13 protein-coding genes are annotated in these 20,650 nt (G+C 44.9%); all 13 read left to right on the forward strand.

The window, feature by feature from the left end:
* The first annotated feature begins 6 nt into the window (after window positions 1–6).
* The 13 genes from AC13FX_RS09380 (at window position 7) to AC13FX_RS09440 (ending at window position 20,618) form a co-directional block, all read left to right on the forward strand.
* Window positions 7–2,040, forward strand: coding sequence for a copper-translocating P-type ATPase (locus AC13FX_RS09380; protein ID WP_482880305.1), 2,034 nt, complete (start codon window positions 7–9; stop codon window positions 2,038–2,040).
* A gap of 115 nt (window positions 2,041–2,155) precedes the next feature.
* The gene (locus AC13FX_RS09385) at window positions 2,156–2,437 is read left to right on the forward strand and encodes a DUF5676 family membrane protein (RefSeq protein ID WP_482880306.1); all 282 of its coding nucleotides are present in this window, start codon (window positions 2,156–2,158) and stop codon (window positions 2,435–2,437) included.
* Complete coding sequence (locus tag AC13FX_RS09390; protein ID WP_103664475.1) at window positions 2,434–2,883, forward strand: hypothetical protein; 450 nt, start codon at window positions 2,434–2,436, stop codon at window positions 2,881–2,883. The genes AC13FX_RS09385 and AC13FX_RS09390 overlap by 4 nt, the downstream gene beginning before the upstream one ends.
* Before the next feature lie 149 nt (window positions 2,884–3,032).
* Window positions 3,033–3,497: a hypothetical protein gene (locus tag AC13FX_RS09395; RefSeq protein WP_103664474.1), complete on the forward strand. Its 465-nt coding sequence runs from the start codon at window positions 3,033–3,035 to the stop codon at window positions 3,495–3,497.
* Between the two features lie 138 nt (window positions 3,498–3,635).
* The gene (locus tag AC13FX_RS09400; RefSeq protein ID WP_482881663.1) at window positions 3,636–4,985 is read left to right on the forward strand and encodes a TolC family protein; all 1,350 of its coding nucleotides are present in this window, start codon (window positions 3,636–3,638) and stop codon (window positions 4,983–4,985) included.
* A 34-nt stretch (window positions 4,986–5,019) separates the two neighbouring features.
* On the forward strand, window positions 5,020–6,279 hold the full coding sequence (locus AC13FX_RS09405) for an efflux RND transporter periplasmic adaptor subunit (RefSeq protein ID WP_103664472.1): 1,260 nt from the start codon (window positions 5,020–5,022) through the stop codon (window positions 6,277–6,279).
* Window positions 6,280–6,322: 43 nt separating this feature from the next.
* Window positions 6,323–9,427, forward strand: a complete 3,105-nt coding sequence (locus AC13FX_RS09410; protein ID WP_103664471.1) for an efflux RND transporter permease subunit — start codon at window positions 6,323–6,325, stop codon at window positions 9,425–9,427.
* A 65-nt stretch (window positions 9,428–9,492) separates the two neighbouring features.
* Complete coding sequence (locus AC13FX_RS09415; protein WP_103664470.1) at window positions 9,493–9,813, forward strand: P-II family nitrogen regulator; 321 nt, start codon at window positions 9,493–9,495, stop codon at window positions 9,811–9,813.
* A gap of 164 nt (window positions 9,814–9,977) precedes the next feature.
* A complete protein-coding gene (locus AC13FX_RS09420; protein ID WP_255135940.1) occupies window positions 9,978–12,473 on the forward strand; it encodes a heavy metal translocating P-type ATPase in 2,496 nt (831 codons plus the stop codon).
* A gap of 30 nt (window positions 12,474–12,503) precedes the next feature.
* A complete protein-coding gene (locus AC13FX_RS09425) occupies window positions 12,504–13,718 on the forward strand; it encodes a lipoprotein N-acyltransferase Lnb domain-containing protein (protein ID WP_103664468.1) in 1,215 nt (404 codons plus the stop codon).
* A 255-nt stretch (window positions 13,719–13,973) separates the two neighbouring features.
* Window positions 13,974–14,336, forward strand: a complete 363-nt coding sequence (locus AC13FX_RS09430) for a Fur family transcriptional regulator (protein ID WP_366871105.1) — start codon at window positions 13,974–13,976, stop codon at window positions 14,334–14,336.
* 659 nt (window positions 14,337–14,995) lie between these two features.
* Complete coding sequence (locus tag AC13FX_RS09435) at window positions 14,996–19,396, forward strand: CusA/CzcA family heavy metal efflux RND transporter (protein WP_482880307.1); 4,401 nt, start codon at window positions 14,996–14,998, stop codon at window positions 19,394–19,396.
* 22 nt (window positions 19,397–19,418) lie between these two features.
* Window positions 19,419–20,618, forward strand: a complete 1,200-nt coding sequence (locus AC13FX_RS09440) for an efflux RND transporter periplasmic adaptor subunit (RefSeq protein ID WP_103664465.1) — start codon at window positions 19,419–19,421, stop codon at window positions 20,616–20,618.
* The last annotated feature ends 32 nt before the right edge of the window (window positions 20,619–20,650 follow it).

Here is a 20,650-nt window from a genome sequence, read left to right on the forward strand (position 1 = left end):
CAGAATATGAACCACGAACATCACAATCACGAAGACCATAACCACGATAAGGAACACAATCAGGATCACGGTGACCATGAAGGTCATTCTCATCACGAGCATCACAAAATGATGGTTCAGGACTTTAAATTTCGATTTTGGTGGGTGCTTGCACTCACGATTCCGATCATGGCCCTATCACCTATGATCCAGGATTTTCTGGGTGTGGACTGGCGATTCACCGGTGACAGCTGGATTTTAGCTGCGTTATCAACCGTCGTTTACTTCTTTGGCGGATGGCCATTTCTCACCGGTCTGATTGATGAGCTCAAGAAAAAGCAGCCGGGGATGATGACGCTCATCGGCCTTGCTATTTCTATCGCCTATCTCTATAGCACGGCTGTTGTCTTTGGCTTTGAAGGCGACCTGCTCTACTGGGAGCTTTCAACCCTGGTCGGAATCATGCTGCTGGGGCATTGGATAGAAATGCGTTCTGTGATGAGCGCCTCGTCAGCTTTGGAAGAGTTAGCTGCTTTGATACCGGGTGAAGCCCATCGTGTACATGAGGATGGATCAACGGAAGACATCCCTGTGGAAGAATTACAACAGGGTGACAAAGTCCTCATCAAGCCGGGAGAAAAAATTCCGGCAGATGGAATTGTGGTTAAAGGTGAGTCCAGTGTGAATGAAGCCATGCTTACCGGAGAATCCAAGCCGGTTAGTAAACAAAAAGATGATGAGGTAATTGGCGGTTCTGTAAATGAAAAAGGTTCTCTTACTATACAAATTTCTAAAACCGGGGATGATTCATTTTTATCTCAGGTTATTAGCCTGGTAAGAGAAGCACAGGAAAGTAAGTCTCGTACACAGGATTTAGCCAATCGGGCTGCTTTTTGGCTGACCATTGTTGCCATTACAGCCGGCCTGATAACCTTTGGAGCCTGGATCTTTTTTACTGGACAAAGCTTTGACTTTGCGATGAACCGAACCGTAGCGGTCATGGTGATTACCTGTCCACACGCGTTAGGTCTGGCCATTCCATTGGTGGTTTCCCGCTCAACCAGTATTGCTGCGACCAATGGATTTCTTATACGCAATCGGTCTGCTTTTGAGCAGGCAAGAAACTTGGATTCCATTATCTTCGATAAAACCGGTACGCTAACCGAAGGAACCTTTACGGTAACCAATATTCTGAATTTTGGGGATGATCACTCCGATGAAGAGATACTTAAATATGCAGCTTCGCTGGAGAAAAACTCTGAACATCCACTTGCAAAAGGAATCCTCGAAAAAGCCGGCGAAACCTGGGAGCCGGATGAGTTTAATTCCATTACCGGAAAGGGAATTGAAGGCAAGGTAAATGGAAAGTCGGTGAAAGTAGTAAGCCCCGGATATATTCGGGACCAGGAAATGGAATACCCAACAGCTGAAGTTGAAAAGGTATCATCCCAGGGAAAAACGGTGGTTTTTGTGATCATCGAAGATCAATTGACCGGAGCGATTGCTTTGGGGGATCAAATCCGAGAGTCGTCTAAGAATGCGATTGATGCGCTGCACAAAATGGGGATTGAGTGCATCATGCTGACGGGCGACAATCAACAAACGGCCGATTACGTGGCCGGGGAATTAGGCATTGATCAGGTGTTTGCTGAAGTGCTACCGGATGAAAAAGCCGATAAGGTGAAGGAGGTTCAGGGCCAAGGAAAACTTGTGGCCATGACTGGAGACGGCGTCAACGATGCGCCCGCACTTGCACAGGCTGATGTAGGCATTGCTATCGGGGCCGGTTCTGATGTAGCAGTTGAAACCGGTGATATCGTACTGGTAAAAGATAACCCTGAAGATGTCACTGCTCTCATCAAACTTTCCAAATCTACTTATCGCAAAATGGTTCAAAACCTGTGGTGGGCTTCCGGATATAATATCGGAGCCATTCCCCTTGCCGCAGGTGTCCTGTTTGCCTGGGGCATTATATTAAGTCCTGCAGTGGGAGCCATTCTGATGTCGCTAAGTACCGTCATTGTAGCTATCAATGCACGGTTATTGAAGCTCGAAAATTGAAGGATATAAAATGGAAACTAAGTTTTTCAAAAGATGGGTTCAAAACTGCGAATCTAACTTTAATATTTTCAGATCACTGAATAGTACATAAAACCAATAGAATAGAGGAGATACTATGGGAAAACTAAACATCAAGAAATTAGGAATAGCGGTTGGCGCAACAGGCGTGATTCTTTATCTGGGCTGTGCCTTGTTGATGATCGTGCTTGGCCAGCAAGGAACTATTTCCTTTTTTAACGCCCTCTTACACGGTTTTGATACGTCATCAATCATTCGAATGGATATTCCTTTGTGGGAATCACTACTTGGAATTATTCTGACCTTTATTATAGGCTGGATAACAGGGGCAATAGTCGCTGCCACGTATAATTATAGTCTTAACGATTCTGATAATTGAACGTGATTAGTGAGCCTACCAAAAAAGTTATTTTTTGGGCTTTTATCCTTAATACTATTTGGGAATTTGTTCAATGTGGCTTTCTATATGGCATGTGGGACTGGCCTTTTCTCAAGGCTACAGTTTGGATGTGGGGAGCTGTTTTAGGGGATATCATCATTGTATTAGGGCTATGGAGAGCCACCTCAATGCTGACTTCGTCCGTGCATCTGGAACCTCGTCTTGGTCGCAAAGGATATATTGTGCTTTTCGGCTTAAGCTTTGCAGCAAGTATTTTTCTTGAATGGGTTGCTATTTTTCTTAGCCTTTGGGAATATACATCTGCGATGCCAGAGCTAACTATTTTTTCTTATGAGGTTGGCTTATCGCCGATTGTTCAAATTACTGTTCTTCCCGCTCTGAGCATTTACCTTGCTTCAAAGCGAACTAAAATTTCACGTGTATAAAACATAAACAAGCTTCTAAAACTTATGGGCAATAACTACCTAAGGTTCAGTTTTTAAGTTTAACTGCAAAATTTGATATCTTTAAAACATAATTATGTAAGATGTTTTGTAGCTGATAGTCTATTATTAGTATTCACAAAATTTTAGCTTTGCTTAAAAAAATCCACAAAACAAAGATTTATAAAATCTCAGCACGACTTCTGCTGATCATATTTGCTATGCACGTGTTAAGTGTGCACAGTCTGGCAGAGTCATTGGTGTATTGTTTTGAAGATAATGGCGATGTAAATGTTGAATCAAAGGCAGAGCTTGGAATTTTCTTTAATAGTGAAGCCGAAGTCCACGAAAATGATGGTCATAATCACGAACAGGAAACGGTTTTTCACCAAGATAATGACCACCATCGGGATGTTCCTATTTCTTTACTCTGTGCCAAGGAAGACAAGCTAAATCGCTTTGACCAGCAAAAAACAGTCGCTGATCTTAAACGAGCTGTTTTTCAAAAAAGCGAAATCACTCCTGTCTCCCGTTCGGTTCAACAAACCATTTTCTTACCGCCGGTTATAGAAAATTCTATCACCACCAATCTACAGACCGTAGTACTTCTGAATTAGGCCATACAGCCCCTCCTATACCTAATTCACATTGAGAATGCCCTTCATATTCACAGGATCATAGTATCCAGTGCGCATTTCTCATAAATCTACAACAGCTAAAAAGCTGAATACTACATGTCAAAATATATCAAAACGATGCTGCTCATCGGCACGCTCGTGCTTGCTGCCGGTTGCGCCAGCGAACGAACGGTACTTCAAGCACCATCTGAAAGCACGCTTATAGAACATGAATCCGAGGACTATTCTTCTCAGATTCTAAACAGAAATTTAAACTCTTCGGCCAATTCGATTGCCATTGGCGACACGCTGAGCTATCGAACGGCACTGGCTAAAACGCTCCTCGAAAACCCCGGTCTGCAAAGTTATGCCTGGCAAGTTCGGGTTAAGGAAGCCGAGCGCATTCAAGCTGCTTTGTTGCCCAATCCGGAACTGGAAGCCGAAATGGAAAACTTTGGAGGAACCGGTCCTTTTGAAGGCTATGATTCCAGGGAAACCACGATAAGGCTCAGCCAAAAAGTTCTCTTAGGGGCTGATCGGATGAAACGGAAACGACTGGCCGGTTTAACCACTGAGCTCGCCGGGTGGGATTACGAAACCCAGCGTTTAAATACGCTCACCGGACTCACACAAGCTTATACGTCCGCTTTGGAAGCCCAACTGCAATGGGAGCAACAGAAAGAGTTATTAGATGTTGCCCGACAATTTTATGAAAGCGTGTCGGCGCAAGTCGAAGCCGGGAAAGTTTCAAAACTGGAGCAGACCAAAGCACAGGTAGAACTCTCTCGTGCACGCATAGATCTGGAAAACAGGCGCAATGCGATGCAATCCGCTTTTACCACACTGGCCTCATTTTGGGGAAGTGATCAGGTTTCGTTTATGGCACTGTCAGGCGAATTAGAGATGCCGGATTCTATTCCAGACTACCAATACGTGGCCGAATTTATAGAGCGGAACCCGGATGTAGCTCGCTGGACTACCGAGATTCAGCAACGGGAAGCTTCCCTTTCGTATGAGCGATCCAAAGCCATTCCTGATATAAAAATCAGCGGCGGGTATCGCTGGATGGAAGATCTTGGAGCCGAAGCTGCTTTAGTAGGTGTCTCCATACCTCTTCCATTTTTTGACCGGAACCAGGGGAATGTAAAGGCAGCTCGCTATGAGCTCAACCGTGCGGAAACGGTGCGGGAGTCTGCCAGGATTGAGGTGCAAAAAGCCCTTCAAAATAGCTATAACAAGTTACAAGCTGCTTTATATGAGGCCGAACAACTTCAAGCTGAAGTCTTGCCCGGAGCCCAAACGGCTTATAAAGCTGCCCAAGCCGGCTACCGGCAGGGCAAGTTTGATTTTCTGGAAGTACTGGATGCCCAGCGAACTTTATTTACCAGCCGGACCCGCTACGTACAAGCGCTGGCTGAACTGAACCGTGCCATCGCACAAGTTGAGCGACTAATCGGCACGCCTTTGAATGAAATTTCTACCAACTAATTATTTGAACCCCATGAAACAGAGACTAAAAACAATGAAGATCATTAACGTATTACTTCCGGTGTGGATGTTGCTTTTGAGTGGAGTCGTTATAAGCGGCTGTAGTTCTCAAAATGAATCCACTCCTCAAACAGAAAACCATGCCACTGCTGATGAACACGGTAGTGAAGAAACACAACATACAGAGGAAGAAGGTGAACATTCGGAGGAAGAGAGTGAAGGACCCGGTGAAGTTCACCTTTCTGAAGAGCAAATGGCTTCCCTCAATATAAATGTAGATACCCTGAAAGCCGGAAGTGCAAGCTCCGTAATTCAACGGCCTGCCAGTGTGATGTACGATATGGATCGCATTGCAAAAGTGGGTCCGCGTATTGAGGCCAAAGTGGTTAAAGTGCTTAAAGATTTGGGGGATTACGTGGAAGAAGGCGAGCCCATTGCACAAATGAGCAGCGTTGGACTTGGCAAGATCAAAGCCAATTACATTCGTCTCAGAGCGGCCATGAAGAAGGAGGAAGCCCACTTTAAGCGTGAGCAAAATTTGTATGAACAGGATATCTCCAGTCAGGCTGAGCTGTTGCAGGCCGAATTGGAATATGAACAAGCGAAAGCAGAGCTTGATGCCGCCTCTGAAGCGTTGCGTTTATACGGATTATCCCATAATGATATCCAAAATATTAAGGCCGGAAGTGAGATTCCGCTTTCTTATTTCTACCTGAGCAGTCCCTTGAGTGGTACCATTCAGGAGCGAGACCTTTCTCCCGGACAGACTATAAGCCCCAGTGAAACGCCGGTTCATGTAGCCGACTTGTCTAAGGTTTGGGTGATGATAGACGGATATGAGCAAGATATTCGCTATCTGGAAACCGGACAGGGTGTTGAGCTTTCCATACGAAGCACTCCTGGAACCACCTTTGAGGGAACGACCGACTGGATCTCGTACGAGCTGGAAAAAGAAACCCGAACCATGCCCGTACGTGCGCTTTTTGATAATCCTGAGGGACAGCTCCGTGCCGGTATGTTTGGTACCGCTCGCATCTACACCAATTCAAAGGAAACCGCTGCGCTCATTCCGGTGGGTGCTGTTCAGCAAATCGAAGGCACCGACCGTGTTTTTGTGCCTGGTGAAGAGCCCGGAAGTTTTCGTCCGGTAGCCGTAACCCTTGGAAATGAACGAGATGGTTTCGTGGAAGTGCTTTCCGGTTTAACACCTGGACAAGCAGCCGTAGTTTCCGGGGCTTTTGACCTGAAATCAGCTCTTACCGCCGCAACCCGGAGTGCAGATCATGGCCACTAATGCAGATCGGATCAACAAAATTATCACCCTGAATATTTGACTTATGCTTGAACAAATAATTGATAAAGTATTAAAGAACCGGCTAACCATCTTTATTTTGGTAGCCGCGGTAGCGCTCTATGGCTACTTTTCATTTCGGGATGTACCCATAGATTCCTTTCCCGACGTATCACCCACACTCGTGCAGGTGTTTACTTCCAGTCCGGGCCTTTCTCCGGTAGATGTGGAAACCCAGATCAGTTATCCCATTGAGATCTCCATGTATGGTTTACCGAAGCTGGACCGGGTGCAAAGCACCTCCATTTTCGGGCTTTCCAGAGTGAATATTTACTTTGAGGAAGGAACCGATATTTACTTTGCCCGGCGACTAGTCAACGAACGACTGTCGCAGGCCAAAAACGAGATACCGGACGGACTTGGTGAACCCCAACTTGGCCCTATCACCACCGGCCTTGGAACGGTGTTGATGTATGAGGTCAAGAATAAAGAAGGCTACGATCACTCCCTCATGGACATTCGAACTGCTCAGGACTGGATCGTAAAACCGCAGCTGCGAACAGTACCCGGCGTAACCGGCGTACTGTCGATTGGCGGTGATGTTCGTCAATTCCAGGTCAAAGCTGATATGAACGCGCTGGTTTCCCGCGGTCTTACCCTTGAAGATCTCGAAGGCGCACTCAATAAAAATAATCGTACAGTTGGAGCCTCTTTTCTGGAACGCGGAGGAGAAGAATACCTGGTGCGCGGTTATGGCTGGATTCAACCCGATTCTGCCGGGATCAACGACATCAGGAATGTGATTGTATCTAACGAAAACGGCACTCCGGTGTATGTGAAAGATGTAGCTGAAGTGGCATTTGGCTCGGAAATCAAGCGGGGAACACTGGTTGCCAACGGGGAAGAATCGGTGGGCGGTTTTGTGTTGAAACTCATCGGAACCAACACACAGGACTTGCTGGCCGAAATGGATAATAAAGTGGATGCCATTAATAGCGCCCTCCCCGAAGGGATGATCATGGAAACCTTTTATTCTCAAGGTGAACTCGTAGAAAAAGCCGTGGGTACAGTTACCAATGCCCTCTACATCGGAGCCATTCTGGTGCTCATCGTGCTGTACTTTTTTATGGGAGATATCCGATCCACGTTGATCATTATTTCCACGGTTCCCATCGCCTTTTTGATTGCTTTCATAGGGATGAAATGGCTGGGTATATCGGCCAACCTAATGAGTCTTGGTGGACTGGCAATAAGCATCGGGATGATTGGTGACAGCGCCACGGTAATTGTGGAAAACACGTACAGGCTGCTTGAGGAGCGAAAAGAAGGAAATGTGTCCCTAACACGGATTGTGAGTGAAGCCGCGCGTGAAGTCATTCGACCGGTCTTTTTCGCTACCAGCATTATCATCATTGTATTTCTGCCACTCTTCTCGCTTGAAGGTGTGGAAGGAAAGATGTTCAAACCGCTGGCTTATACCATTACCTTTGCGCTGTTCGGAGCCATCTTTTTAGCGCTGACGTACATTCCTATTATCTCCAGCTTCATCCTTCCCGAAAAAGGCATGGACAAGGAACCCTGGTTGGTACGTACGCTCAAAAAATGGAGTGAACCGTTGATCGAGAAGACCTCCAAATATCCTAAAATGGTATTTGGTGCCGCTCTTGTTCTCTTTGCCGGAAGCATGGCCATCTTTCCGTTTTTAGGAACCGAGTTTCAGCCCACTTTACGAGAAGGTACCTACGCCGTTCGTTCGGTATTACCACCGGGGGCCAATCTTCCAACCACTACCGAATACTCCAAGCGGCTTCAGGAATCGATGCTAACCTTTCCTGAAGTAGAGAGTGTGTATTCGCGTGTTGGTCGCGCCGAAGTGGGTGGAGATCCTGAGCCGGTGAACGTGGTCTTCAACGTGGTGAATTTGAAACCGTTGGACGCATGGGAATGGGGACGTGATTACGAAGAACTTCAGACCGCGATGGCAGAAAAACTATCCAAGGATCTACCCGGCGTTTCTTCCAATTTCTCCCAACCTATTCAGCTTCGTACTGATGAGCTGCTAAGCGGCGTTCGGGCCCAAGTGGTTGTGAGTTTATATGGCGATGACCTGGATGTGCTGGCTGAAAAAGCCGGTGAAATCCAGGCCATTGCTGAAGGTGTGGAAGGAGCTGTAGATGTCCGCGCCCAGCAACAAGGCGGCAAGCCGCAAATCCTGGTTCGTCCGGATCGTGAGCAGTTGGCCCGGCTGGGAATTAGCATGGATGACTTCCTTAACACCGTAGAAACCGGGATCGGTGGTTCGGTAGCCGGGCAAGTGTTCGAAGGCATCCGCCGCTTCGATATCTTCGTTCGCCTCCAGGAATCTCAGCGAGCTCACATTGATCAGGTTCGTGATCTGCCTATCCGCACAGCTAAAGGAGCATTGGTTCCGCTGTCACAAATAGCCGATGTGGAAGTCTTTACCGGACCAAAGCAGATCTCCCGAAATAAAGCCAGTCGCCGAACCTATGTGCAGCTTAACGTGCGAGGACGAGACATGGGAAGCGTAGTCAGTGAAATTCAGCAAAAGGTGGCTGAGCAGGTCGAACTACCGGCAGGATATTTCACCGAATACGGCGGACAGTTTGAAAATCAACAGCGGGCGATGGCGCGGTTGTATGTAGTGGTTCCCATTACGCTGGGACTCATTTTTTTCATGCTGTTTTCCACCTTCAGTAGCTGGAAATACGCTGTGCTCATCTTCCTGAATATACCCTTTGCCACTATCGGTGGTATTGTAGCGCTTTGGGTGTCCGGTCTCTACTTGTCCGTGCCGGCAGCCGTGGGTTTTATCGCCATCTTTGGTATCGCGGTACTCAATGGCGTGGTGCTGGTTTCCTACATCAACCAACTTCGGGAGGAAGGACTTGAAACCCACAAGGCAGTTGTTAAAGCCGCCTTGTTACGGCTACGCCCTGTACTCATGACGGCCTTAACCACCGGTCTCGGACTGATTCCGTTGCTACTGGCAAACGATATCGGCTCGAATGTGCAACGTCCTCTGGCAGCCGTGGTAGTTGGTGGTCTGGTAACATCGACTCTGCTTACACTGGTGGTATTACCCACTATCTACAAGTGGTTCGCTGAACCAGTAGAACACGTTGAACTGTAATTATAAATAGATACAAACCTTCAAGGTATTTGAAACCTTGGAGGTTTCATTAAAACCAACTTACTATGAAAGAGATTAAAGCATTTATTCGTACCAACATGATTGATTACGTTATTGATGGACTTGAAGCCTTAACTGAACCACCAGGTGTTACCTTGTCGGATGTACGGGGTTGGGGGCACGTTAAAGCCGAAGATAAAGCACGGCTCACCAACCGCATAAAACTGGAAACCGTTGTTCCCGATGAACGGGTTGCTGAAATTATTGATACGATCATCCAAAAAGGAAAAACGGGCAATTCGGGTGATGGCAAAATCTTTATATCCGAAGTAGATAAAGCTATAAGAATTCGAACTGGGGAAATCGACGATGAAGTGATTCGATAGGCTAAAATTACATCACTTTATACCCCGAGATTGCTGCCATTTGACCGTGGCAGTAGTCTTTAAACGATGAATAGCAAGTTTTAGAATGCACCGTTACAGCTATTTATGAATTGTATTGGGATGATCCCCAATTCAGTTCTTTTTTTAACTTAAACTTAATAACTATGGAAAAACTAACACTTGATATACCTGTAATACTACCTGACATCCCTGATCATAAGGATAAATGTGTAAGTCGGCTTATTGGAACTCTTGAAGGACGGGATGGAGTGGATCGGGTACATATTAAAACAGATGAAAGTAAAGAACCAAAACTCTGTATTCACTTTGATCCCGAAACGATATCACTTAAAAAAATAAAAACCCTTGCTCAACAGACCGGTGCGAAACTTCATGATATATTTGGGCACATGTTAGTGAAAGTGAACGGTATTCGTCATTCCAGACACGCCCGATCAATTACTCGGCAACTCAGAGATGTGGATGGAGTTGTAGATGCTTACGCGAGCGCCACAGGCTGGATCAGGCTGGAATATAAAAAGGGTGATATTAGCAGGGAGAAGCTTACGAAAATAATTAGAGAGACTGGGTTAGATATTGAGAAGTTTTCCGAAGAACTTCAGGACGTAAAAGAAAATAATGAGGAGACAAATGGTAAAGAGAAAAAACCGGAGACAGATCATGAGCACTCACATAAAGAAGAAGATTCGCACGACCACGATCACGGTGGCATCTTTGGCGAAAAAACCGAGCTGATCTTCTCGCTGATATGCGGTAGCTTGCTCGGCATAGGATTCGGCCTCTCCTATGTGAGCACGTTGCCCGGCTGGGTCTCGCTTGCACTATATGTGAGCTCCTACTTCTTTGGTGGATTCTACCTGGTGCAGGAAGCTTACACCGAAGTAAAAGCCGGAAATTTCGAGATTGATTTCCTGATGCTGGTTGCCGCGATTGGAGCTGCAATCCTTGGGGAGTGGGCTGAGGGGGCGCTTCTGCTTTTCTTGTTCAGCCTTGGACATTCCCTGGAACACTATGCTATGGGTCGGGCACGAGATGCCATCAAAGGGCTTTCTGACCTTGCGCCAAAAACCGCTCTGCGAAAAAAAGATGGAACCACCGAAGAGGTATCTGTTGAGGAGTTGCAGGTTGGAGATGTTATTGTGATCAAACCGAACAGTAAAATTTCCGCCGACGGGGTAGTTATCAATGGCGAGAGCAGCGTCAACCAGGCACCCATCACCGGCGAAAGCGTGCCCGTAGACAAGATGGAATATGACGATCCTGAATCCATCGATGAAGATGCAGATTCTATTGACGATAAGCACCGCGTGTTTGCCGGCACCATCAATGGAAATGGAAGTCTGGAGGTAAAGGTGACAAAACTTTCCAAAGATTCCACACTTTCTCGCCTGATCAAGCTGGTTAACGAAGCCGAAGCTCAGAAGTCGCCGACCCAACAGTTCACCGACAAATTTGAAAAATATTTTGTACCGTCCGTGTTAGTATTAGTGGTGATATTGAATTTTGCTTTTCTGGTTATAGATGAATCTTTTTCAGCAAGTTTTTATCGGGCCATGGCGGTTCTTGTGGCAGCAAGTCCCTGTGCACTGGCTATTTCTACGCCCAGCGCAGTGCTTAGCGGTGTAGGACGAGCCGCAAGAGGTGGAGTTCTGATAAAAGGCGGTCGCCCCCTTGAAAACCTTGGAATATTAAAGGCGTTAGCTTTTGATAAAACCGGAACCCTCACAGAAGGCGAGCCCAGACTTACTGATGTGATCACCTTTGGTGATACGGAGGAAAACGAGTTGTTAAAAGTAGCTGTAGCAGTAGAAAGTTTAAGTGATCACCCCCTCGCTGATGCCGTGGTGCGTGATGGAAAAGAGAAGTTAGGGGAAACTGATTTTCCCGAAGCCGAAGATCTTGAATCCATTACAGGGCGGGGAGTAAAAGCAACGATTAAAGATATAACAGTGTATATCGGGAATGCGGAGCTATTTGAAGAGGCCGATGGCATTAAACTCTCTGAAGACCTTAAACGAAGTGTAGAAGAATTGGAAGGAGAAGGGAAAACGACTATGATTGTTCGTCATGGTGATCGATATCTTGGTATGCTTGGGCTGATGGATACCCCACGAGAGGATGCCAAGGAGGTTATTCAAAAACTGCGGGACATGGGCTTGACACACCTGATCATGCTTACGGGCGACAATCAGCGGGTGGCCGATGCTGTTGCTAAAGAGATCGGTATCGACGACCCAAAAGGTAATTTACTGCCTGAAGACAAGGTGGAAGCTGTCAAAAAGCTTCGTGAAGAGGAAGGCGACGTAGCGATGGTAGGCGATGGCGTCAACGATGCTCCGGCCATGGCCAACAGCACAGTGGGCATTGCTATGGGAGCAGCCGGATCAGATGTGGCCCTTGAAACAGCCGATGTAGCTTTAATGGCCGACAAGATTTCCGTTCTTCCGTTTGCTATCGGACTGAGCCGCAAAACCAAATCGATCATCAAGCAGAACCTGTGGATCAGCCTGGGTATGGTGGCTCTGCTTGTGCCAGCTACGATTTTTGGCCTGAGCATGGGTTGGGCAGTCATCGGCCACGAAGGGTCAACAGTAGTTGTGGTATTTAATGCGTTGAGGTTGTTAGCTTACAAATCCTAACCTATTCAAAGATAAATTAGCTCGGCCAATATGTTGCACACTATAACTAAAGCAGTAAGCTTTTTCCTGATACTATTTATTGCAGCAACTTCTTCTGTAGACGCCGGGCAACCTAAACTTTCGCCGGAAGCTCAGGTCAGTCTCCTTACGACTTCTTCCGGTGCTGAATTGTACACTTTGTTTGGCCATACTGCCTTGCGCATTTACGACCCGGAAGCAGGTGTAGATCGCGCATATAATTATGGTACTTTTGATTTCAACGCTCCAGGGTTTTATTGGAAATTTGCCCTCGGCGATCTGCGATATTTTCTTTCGGTGAACAAGTTTGAGAATGCAAAAAAAGCATATTTGAATGACGGCCGCATTATTACTGAACAGCGATTAAATCTAACAGAGAATCAAACCAAACGCTTGTATGATTTTTTGGAGAATAACGCCCGGCCCGAAAATCGATATTATTCCTATGAGTTCTTCTATGATAACTGTACCACCCGGATCTATGAGGCTGTCAAGGCAGTAGCTGGGGATTCAATCCATTTTCAAGAGCCGCAAAATTCGGCAAAGAATAGTTTTCGGCAGTTTATTAATCCCTACGTGAAATCCGTTTCCTGGGTAAAATTTGGGATTAACTTGCTGTTGGGTACTCCCGCCGACCGCAACCCACCCGAGTCGGAAACGCTGTTCTTACCCGACCTGTTAAAAGAGGGATTTTCACACGCTCGGATACAGCAAGCTGATACAAGTCTTGCCTTGGTTTCAGAGCAGAGATTTTATGCTCCTCAGAAACGGTCTGTCATTAGTCCTGCGAGAGTAAGCCCCACTTTAAGCTTTTGGTTTTTGCTGATTACAAGCCTGCTTGCCGGGTTTTTCTATAGAACTAATCACACATTCTGGTTTTGGTTCGACCGTCTGTTATTCGGGATAATTGGGTTGATTGGAGTGTTGATCATTTTTTTGTGGTTTTTTTCTTCGTATCCCTCAACCAAATGGAATTGGAATATAGTGTGGTCTGCCCCGGCTTTGTCGGCCTTTATATTTTCTTTTATGGGCAGAAAACGACTTTCAGAAAATTATAAAGTGTTTTTGGTACTATATGCAGCTATTCTTCTGCTCTTTCTCCTAAGCTGGTCATTTATTCCTCAACAGATCCCCTCTGCAATTTTGCCTCTTCTTTTTTTGTTGGGATTTCGGAGTATTAAAAAGCAATCCGAATCAGTAAATCAGGAAATGGTCAATGTGTTATAGCTTGCCAATCTTTCACTTATTTAGAATTTTGGAAACGAAAGATAACTGCCCCGAACCCATATATTTATGTCAAAATTACCAAATATGAGTTTCAAAGATTTTAGTGGTAGTTTATCATAGAATTGATATGATTTATACCGGCGATTCGCCCTTTGTATAAATATTACTTGTACACATTAATCAACGAATATTATTTCAATAAAGATGACTATTCATGAAAAAAGATTGCAGAGCAGAGATATACAACCGACCGCTATGCGCATGCGGATTCTTCTTTTCATGGCTGAAACTAAGTCGGTAATAAGCCTATCAGATCTTGAAGAAAAGTTTACCCATGCAGATCGGACAACGCTTTATCGTACCTTAAAAACATTCTTAGAACATGGTTTGGTGCATCAAATAAACGATGCAAGTGGGATAACTAAATATGCCCTTTGTTCTGAAAACTGTACCTGTTCGTACCCGGATGATGTGCACGTTCATTTTTATTGTTTCTCCTGTGAACAAACATTTTGTTTTCCACATCTTGGCATTCCTAACTACGATCTGCCCGAAAATTTTACTCCATCCAACGGCAATTTTGTGATAACCGGGAGTTGTCCTTCCTGTTCTTCCTGATCTTTGCAATTGAGTTGCATTACAAATAATCCTTATCATCAGCATTCTACTTAATCACAATATTTCCCCTTAAAGAATTGTATTTTTTCAGAGCATACTTACGTAATCTGAATGTTGCGACAATCGCATCTTTTCTTTTTTCATGGGCAGGGTTTTTCTTTTTTCTACCCTTAAGTGTTTCTGTATTAGCAAGTACTCATGATGTTTCCTCTACCTACAACTTAGATAAAGGCTGTTTTGAAATTGTATTACAACATTCAGAAGAGACTAATTCTGAGTACAAAACAGTTGAAAAAAAGCACCATCAATTTCAAAATCAGTGCTGCTATGATGATGCACTGTTAAGAAATGAGTGCCCGGACTGTAAGTTTATGTTTCCAATCATTCCTTATTTGTTTGGGAACTATGGTGACCCTGTTGTTCAAATTACGTTACCTGTATATCTAAAAGACAATTTATCCCCTCCAATAACTCTTAAGGTTATTAAAGTCACGCAACTTCTGATTTAATACCTGCCTTTCTCTATTTAGCAGAAACAAATTCTGCCCCATCCATTTTTTTCAACGAGCTGTTTAACCTCTGGTCATTCTGTGGTTTCAGCCAAAGTATTTGAAAAAGATCGGCATCAAAGACTAATCTATATTCACACAGCTGTCAACATGATCAACAAAATTATTGCCTTTTCGATTAAGAACAAGTTTATCATCGGCTTGTTTATCCTGTCTCTAATAGGAGTAGGATTATATTCTATGATGACCATTAATCTAGGTTCGGTTCCTGATATTACAAATAATCAGGTACAGGTGATTACGGTATCGGAAAATCTATCTACCGAAGACATTGAACAATTTGTAACGTATCCCGTGGAGCTTGCCATGGGTAACCTGCCAGGAGTAACTGAAATCCGTTCGGTATCCCGATTCGGGTTATCCGTGGTTACCATCGTTTTCGAAGATGATATGGGTACCTATTTACCCCGGCAACTGGTACAGGAAAAACTCAGTGAACTGGGCGAAACGATCCCCGAGAATTTTGGAAGTCCATCCATGGGTCCCATTTCAAGTGGATTAGGCCAAATTTACGAGTACTCCATTCAGGTGGACCCTGCATATGAAGATGAATATACGCCTGATGAATTGCGCACAATACAAGATTGGATTATTAAGCGCCAAATGGTGCTCCTGGAGGGGGTTATAGAGGTCAACTCCTTCGGTGGAGGCATCAAACAATATGAAGTAGCCATAAGTCCTGATAAACTAAATGCAATGGGAGTTAGTATTTCAGAAGTATATGAGGCAATGTCCAGGAATAATGTAAATACCGGCGGGGCCTATATCGAGAAAAACAAGATGGCTAATTTTATTCGTGGCGAAGGATTGATACGCAGCCTTGAAGATATAGAAAACATTGTAGTCAAGAACGAAAACGGACTACCCATCCTAATCAGAGATGTAGCAGAAGAGGTTACCTTTGGAACTCAAATTCGTTATGGAGCTTTTACTCAGGATGGTGAGGAAGCAGTAGGTGGCATTATTATGATGCTGAAAGGCTCAAACCCGAATGCAACCATTCAAAACGTTCAGGATAGAATTGCTGAAATTCAAAAGTCACTGCCTGAAGGTTTAAAGATTGAGCCTTTCCTTGATCGAAGTGCTCTTATTGAACGAACCACCAGTACAGTTACCACAAACCTGGTGGAAGGTGCATTGATTGTAGTTTTCGTTTTGGTAATACTCTTAGGAAGTTTACGCGGAGGGTTAATAACCGCCTCACTTATTCCGCTTTCCCTTCTTTTTGCTTTTATAATGATGAAGGCCACCGGGGTGTGGGCCAATCTAATGAGCCTTGGAGCCATCGACTTCGGTATTATTGTTGATGGAGCCGTAATTATAGTGGAAGGCACGGTTCATGAAATTGAAAAAAGGGTGAAATCCGGAAAACGTGCTTTTAGTAAAACACAGATGAATGAAATTGCCTACAAGGCAAGCAGCACCATGATGAATGCTGCCTTCTTTGGACAGTTGATCATCCTTATTGTATTTGCCCCTATCCTGTTTCTGGAAGGAGTAGAAGGTAAGATGTTCCGTCCTATGGCATTCACCTTTGGGTTTGCTGTATTAGGTGCTATTATTTTATGTCTTACCTATGTACCAATGGTCTCGGCACTGTTTATGAAACCCTCACAAAATAGAAAGGGATGGTTTGCCCGGTTCGAGCGAGGCCTCGATCGGATCAGCAACAAACTTATATCCTTTATTCAGAAGGGCTACGATCCGGTTATCCAATGGTCGTTAAAGCGAAAACCTGTTGTGATTGTAGCTGCCATACTGCTTTTTGGCGGTGCGATGTTCACCTTTTCGAGAATGGGAGGTGAATTTATTCCACAACTGGATGAGGGAGATATTGCCATGCAAGCCCTATTCCGTCCGGGCAGTGGATTATCAGAGGCGATCGATCAATCCAAGAAAATTGAGACGACACTGCTGGAAGAATTTCCAGAGATAGAAACAGTAACAGCTCGAATTGGGGTAGCTGATATTCCCACTGATCCTATGCCCATGGACATTGCCGACATGTACATCATTCTGGACAAGAATAAAGAAAACTGGATCTCTGCCGAATCTAAAGAGGAGCTGATAGAAAAAATAAAGAGTAAACTCGATCAGACCATGATAGGTGTGAATTTCGTTTTTACCCAGCCGGTAGAGCTTAGGTTTAACGAACTTTTGGAAGGTGTACGAGAAGATATCGCCGTAAAGCTATACGGAGACGACATAGATGTATTGGCGGAGAAAGTTCAGGAAATGGCTCAAATTATTCAAACTATTCCAGGGGTGGGTGATGTGAGTCCCGAACGTACGGCTGGACTACCTCAAATGACCGTTAGGTATGACCGGCAAAAAGTGGCTCAATATGGACTGGATATCACGAAGCTCAATCAATACGTAAGTTCAGCTTTTGCCGGAGGTGTTGCTGGAGTTGTATTCGAAGGCGAAAGACGATTTGATCTTGTGATCCGCTTTGATGAAGCTCATCGTACTGGCATTGAGGATATTCGCAATCTGTATGTAGATCTGGAAAACGGTGCACAGGTGCCGGTTAAAGAAGTGGCGGATATCAGTTATCAGCCGGGGCCTATGCAGATCTCGCGAGATAACACCTTTCGCAGGAGCTATGTTGGTGTGAATACACGCGGGCGGGATGTGGAATCGGTGGTTTTGGATATTCAAGAAAAACTGGAGGCCGAATTGAATCTGCCGCCGGGTTATTACATTACTTATGGGGGTGAATTTGAGAATCTGCAACGGGCCAAGAACCGATTGGCTATTGTAGTGCCTATAGCCCTGTTTCTTATCTTTGTGCTACTGTACTTCGCACTAAAATCGTTCTCACAGTCGGTAATGATCTATCTGGCTATTCCCCTGGCTTCTATTGGAGGTGTCTTCTTCCTGGCTTTACGTGGAATGGACTTCAGTATTTCTGCCGGAGTTGGTTTCATTGTATTGTTCGGAGTGGCTGTGCTAAACGGCCTTGTGCTCGTCAGCCGGTTTAATTCATTAAAAATCGAAGGTGTTATGGATTTACAAGAACGAATTTTGACAGGTACCAAAGAGCGACTTCGCCCCATTTTATTGACCGCTACGGCGGCTATTATGGGTTTTCTTCCGATGGCGTTTTCAACAACAGCCGGTGCTGAAGTACAGCGGCCGCTGGCCACTGTTGTAATCGGCGGGTTGATTAGCGCCACGCTGCTTACGTTGGTCGTGCTGCCCATCCTTTATGCGTACATAGAAAAGCGTAAAATGAGAAAACACAAGCCGGGTAGTACTTCTATGGCCTCCGTTGTGTTGCTGATTATTGGTGGAAGCCTGCTGCTTTCTCCCGATTCTGTACAGGCTCAGGAACAGGTGCTGAATGATACCCTCCCGCAAATTGCGCTGGATCAGGCCGTTCAAAAAGCGATAGCAAATTATCCTTCTCTTGAGGCAGCCAGGCTTGGAATTGACAACAGGAAGGCTCTTCAAAAAACAGCCTGGGACTTTGGCGATACGAACCTCTTTACCGGAGGTGAAGAGTTCGGCAACGGTTCGGACGGTGTTACTACAAAATTTGGCATTCAGCAGCAGTTTGATCTGTTCGGTGTTTTACCAAGGCTAAATCATCGGAATGAACAAACAGAACTTGCCAGGCTGAACTATGAATTGTCTGAGTTAGAGCTCAGGCTCCGGGTAAAGCAGGACTGGTCAACGGTTTTCATCGCTAAACAACAATATGAGATCTATAATCGCCTGAACCAGCAATTCAGGGATATTGCTAGGGCTGCGGAAATAAAATTTGAAACGGAGGAAATTTCCCGGCTGGGATATCTTAATATCATGAATCAGGCCAACCAAATTACCATACAAACAGAACAAGCCTTCCGCGATTATGGGGCTGCTGTTCGAGCTTTTAACAAATGGTTTGAGGGGGACTCGTTATACACGGTTCAAAGTGTTTCAGCCGAACAGCTTGTTCAACCTTTACAGGTAGATTCTACATTCGACCATCCGCTGATTGCTTTATATCAACAAAAAATTGACGTGGCGGAAGCATCGATTAAAGAACAAAGAAGTCAGTTTTTACCAAGTTTTCAAGCCAGTTATGGCTGGCAGGAAATAGCTGGGCAAGGTGGCTTTAATTCCTATGAGATCGGGATCAGACTTCCGGTATTCTTCTGGTCTAAGGCCGGGAAAACTCAATCCGCCCGGATTGAACGAAATATTGCCCGTCAAAACCTAGACCAGGCTCAGAGAGAATTCAACAGTACCTATAACAGTATCCGGGAAAATTATCAGAAATGGTTGCGCTCGTGGGAATATTATCGACAGGAAGCACTCCCTCTTGCCAAAGAACAACAGCAAGGTGCCATCACCTCTTATGAAGAAGGAGCCATAGACTATGTGGCTTTCTTTCAAAGCATCAGAGATGCCATTCGCATTGAAATCGACTCATGGAATGCATTTGGCAATTATCTGAATAGCCATTTCCAATTAGAATACTACCTCAACAAAACTCAATAACAGATTTTAAATCAACAAAAAAATGAATAAATCTAATTTATATATAATTTTATTGGCTGTCCTTGCATCTGTTTTTACAGCCTGCGGCGAGATCAATAGCGATGAAAAAGAACAAGAAGCAACAGAACTTGCCGGTGTGGCTGAGGCAGAAGAAAACATGGTTCATCTGTCGGAACTGAAGTTCAACAGCCTTGGAATGAAACTGGATACTTTGTCCCTGCGCTTTCTCTCAGAGAGCGTAGAAGCAAATGGTCAGCTGGAAGTTCCCCCGCAGCATGAGGCAAGCGTAACTGCGGTTTTGGGAGGTAATATTGGTTCCATAGAAGTTATTGAGGGAGATCAGGTGTCAAAAAATCAGACTATTGCCTTCCTTTCCCATCCTAATTTAACCAAAGTCCAAACTGAATACGTACGGTTGTATCAGCGCATGTTGTATTTAGATCATGAATTTAAGCGACAAGCAAGGTTATATGATGAAAAGGTAGGCTCCGGCCAAACTTACCAACAAACTAAAGCCGAATACGAATCAGTTAAGGCGGAGGTCAAAGGTTATGAGGCTCAGCTGAATCAGCTTAACCTGGACGTTGAACAAATACAAGACGGCGATATTTATTCGTCGGTGCCGGTAGTAAGCCCTATTGATGGGTACATCGAAAAGGTTCAGATTCAAATCGGTCAGTACGTTGATCCCCAAACAATCATGTTTGAAATTGTGGATAACGAACATGTTCATGCCGATTTGATGGTCTTTGAAAAAGATGTGCACAAAGTTAAAAGGGGCCAATCCATCTCTTTTACTGTACAGTCAGTACCGGATCAAATACTTACAGCTACCATTTACTCTGTAGGCAAACAATTCGAACAAAATCCTAGGGCAGTGCATGTGCACGGCGAAATTGATCAGAAAGAAAACTTCCTGATTCCCGGGATGTATATCAACGGCACGATTCACACTTCAGAGACTAAAGCCTTTGCTTTGCCTGAGAATGCCATTGTTGAGGACGAGGGTAAAACCTACCTATTCACCGCAGAACAACAAGAGGAAAACGGAAATACCGAATGGTCTTTCACTCCGGTAGAAATTATGACCGGCATTGAGGAAGATGGTTGGGTTGAAGTGAAGTTGTTAGAACCATTGCCGGATGGAGCACGAGTAGCTTGGAACAATGCCTATTACCTGATCTCTGAAATGAAGAAAAGCCAGACTTCCGACGATGATTAACAAAAACTTTCCGGCAAAGCCATATTCATGTT

Source organism: Gracilimonas sp. B-17, assembly GCF_056857935.1.

Coding starts and splice junctions, on each gene's coding strand:
- AC13FX_RS09420 (WP_255135940.1), top strand. CDS start 9,978: ATGGAAAAACTAACACTTGATATACCTGTAATACTACCTGACATCCCT.
- AC13FX_RS09435 (WP_482880307.1), top strand. CDS start 14,996: ATGATCAACAAAATTATTGCCTTTTCGATTAAGAACAAGTTTATCATC.
- AC13FX_RS09405 (WP_103664472.1), top strand. CDS start 5,020: ATGAAGATCATTAACGTATTACTTCCGGTGTGGATGTTGCTTTTGAGT.
- AC13FX_RS09410 (WP_103664471.1), top strand. CDS start 6,323: ATGCTTGAACAAATAATTGATAAAGTATTAAAGAACCGGCTAACCATC.
- AC13FX_RS09385 (WP_482880306.1), top strand. CDS start 2,156: ATGGGAAAACTAAACATCAAGAAATTAGGAATAGCGGTTGGCGCAACA.
- AC13FX_RS09400 (WP_482881663.1), top strand. CDS start 3,636: ATGCTGCTCATCGGCACGCTCGTGCTTGCTGCCGGTTGCGCCAGCGAA.
- AC13FX_RS09425 (WP_103664468.1), top strand. CDS start 12,504: ATGTTGCACACTATAACTAAAGCAGTAAGCTTTTTCCTGATACTATTT.
- AC13FX_RS09380 (WP_482880305.1), top strand. CDS start 7: ATGAACCACGAACATCACAATCACGAAGACCATAACCACGATAAGGAA.
- AC13FX_RS09430 (WP_366871105.1), top strand. CDS start 13,974: ATGCGCATGCGGATTCTTCTTTTCATGGCTGAAACTAAGTCGGTAATA.
- AC13FX_RS09440 (WP_103664465.1), top strand. CDS start 19,419: ATGAATAAATCTAATTTATATATAATTTTATTGGCTGTCCTTGCATCT.
- AC13FX_RS09415 (WP_103664470.1), top strand. CDS start 9,493: ATGAAAGAGATTAAAGCATTTATTCGTACCAACATGATTGATTACGTT.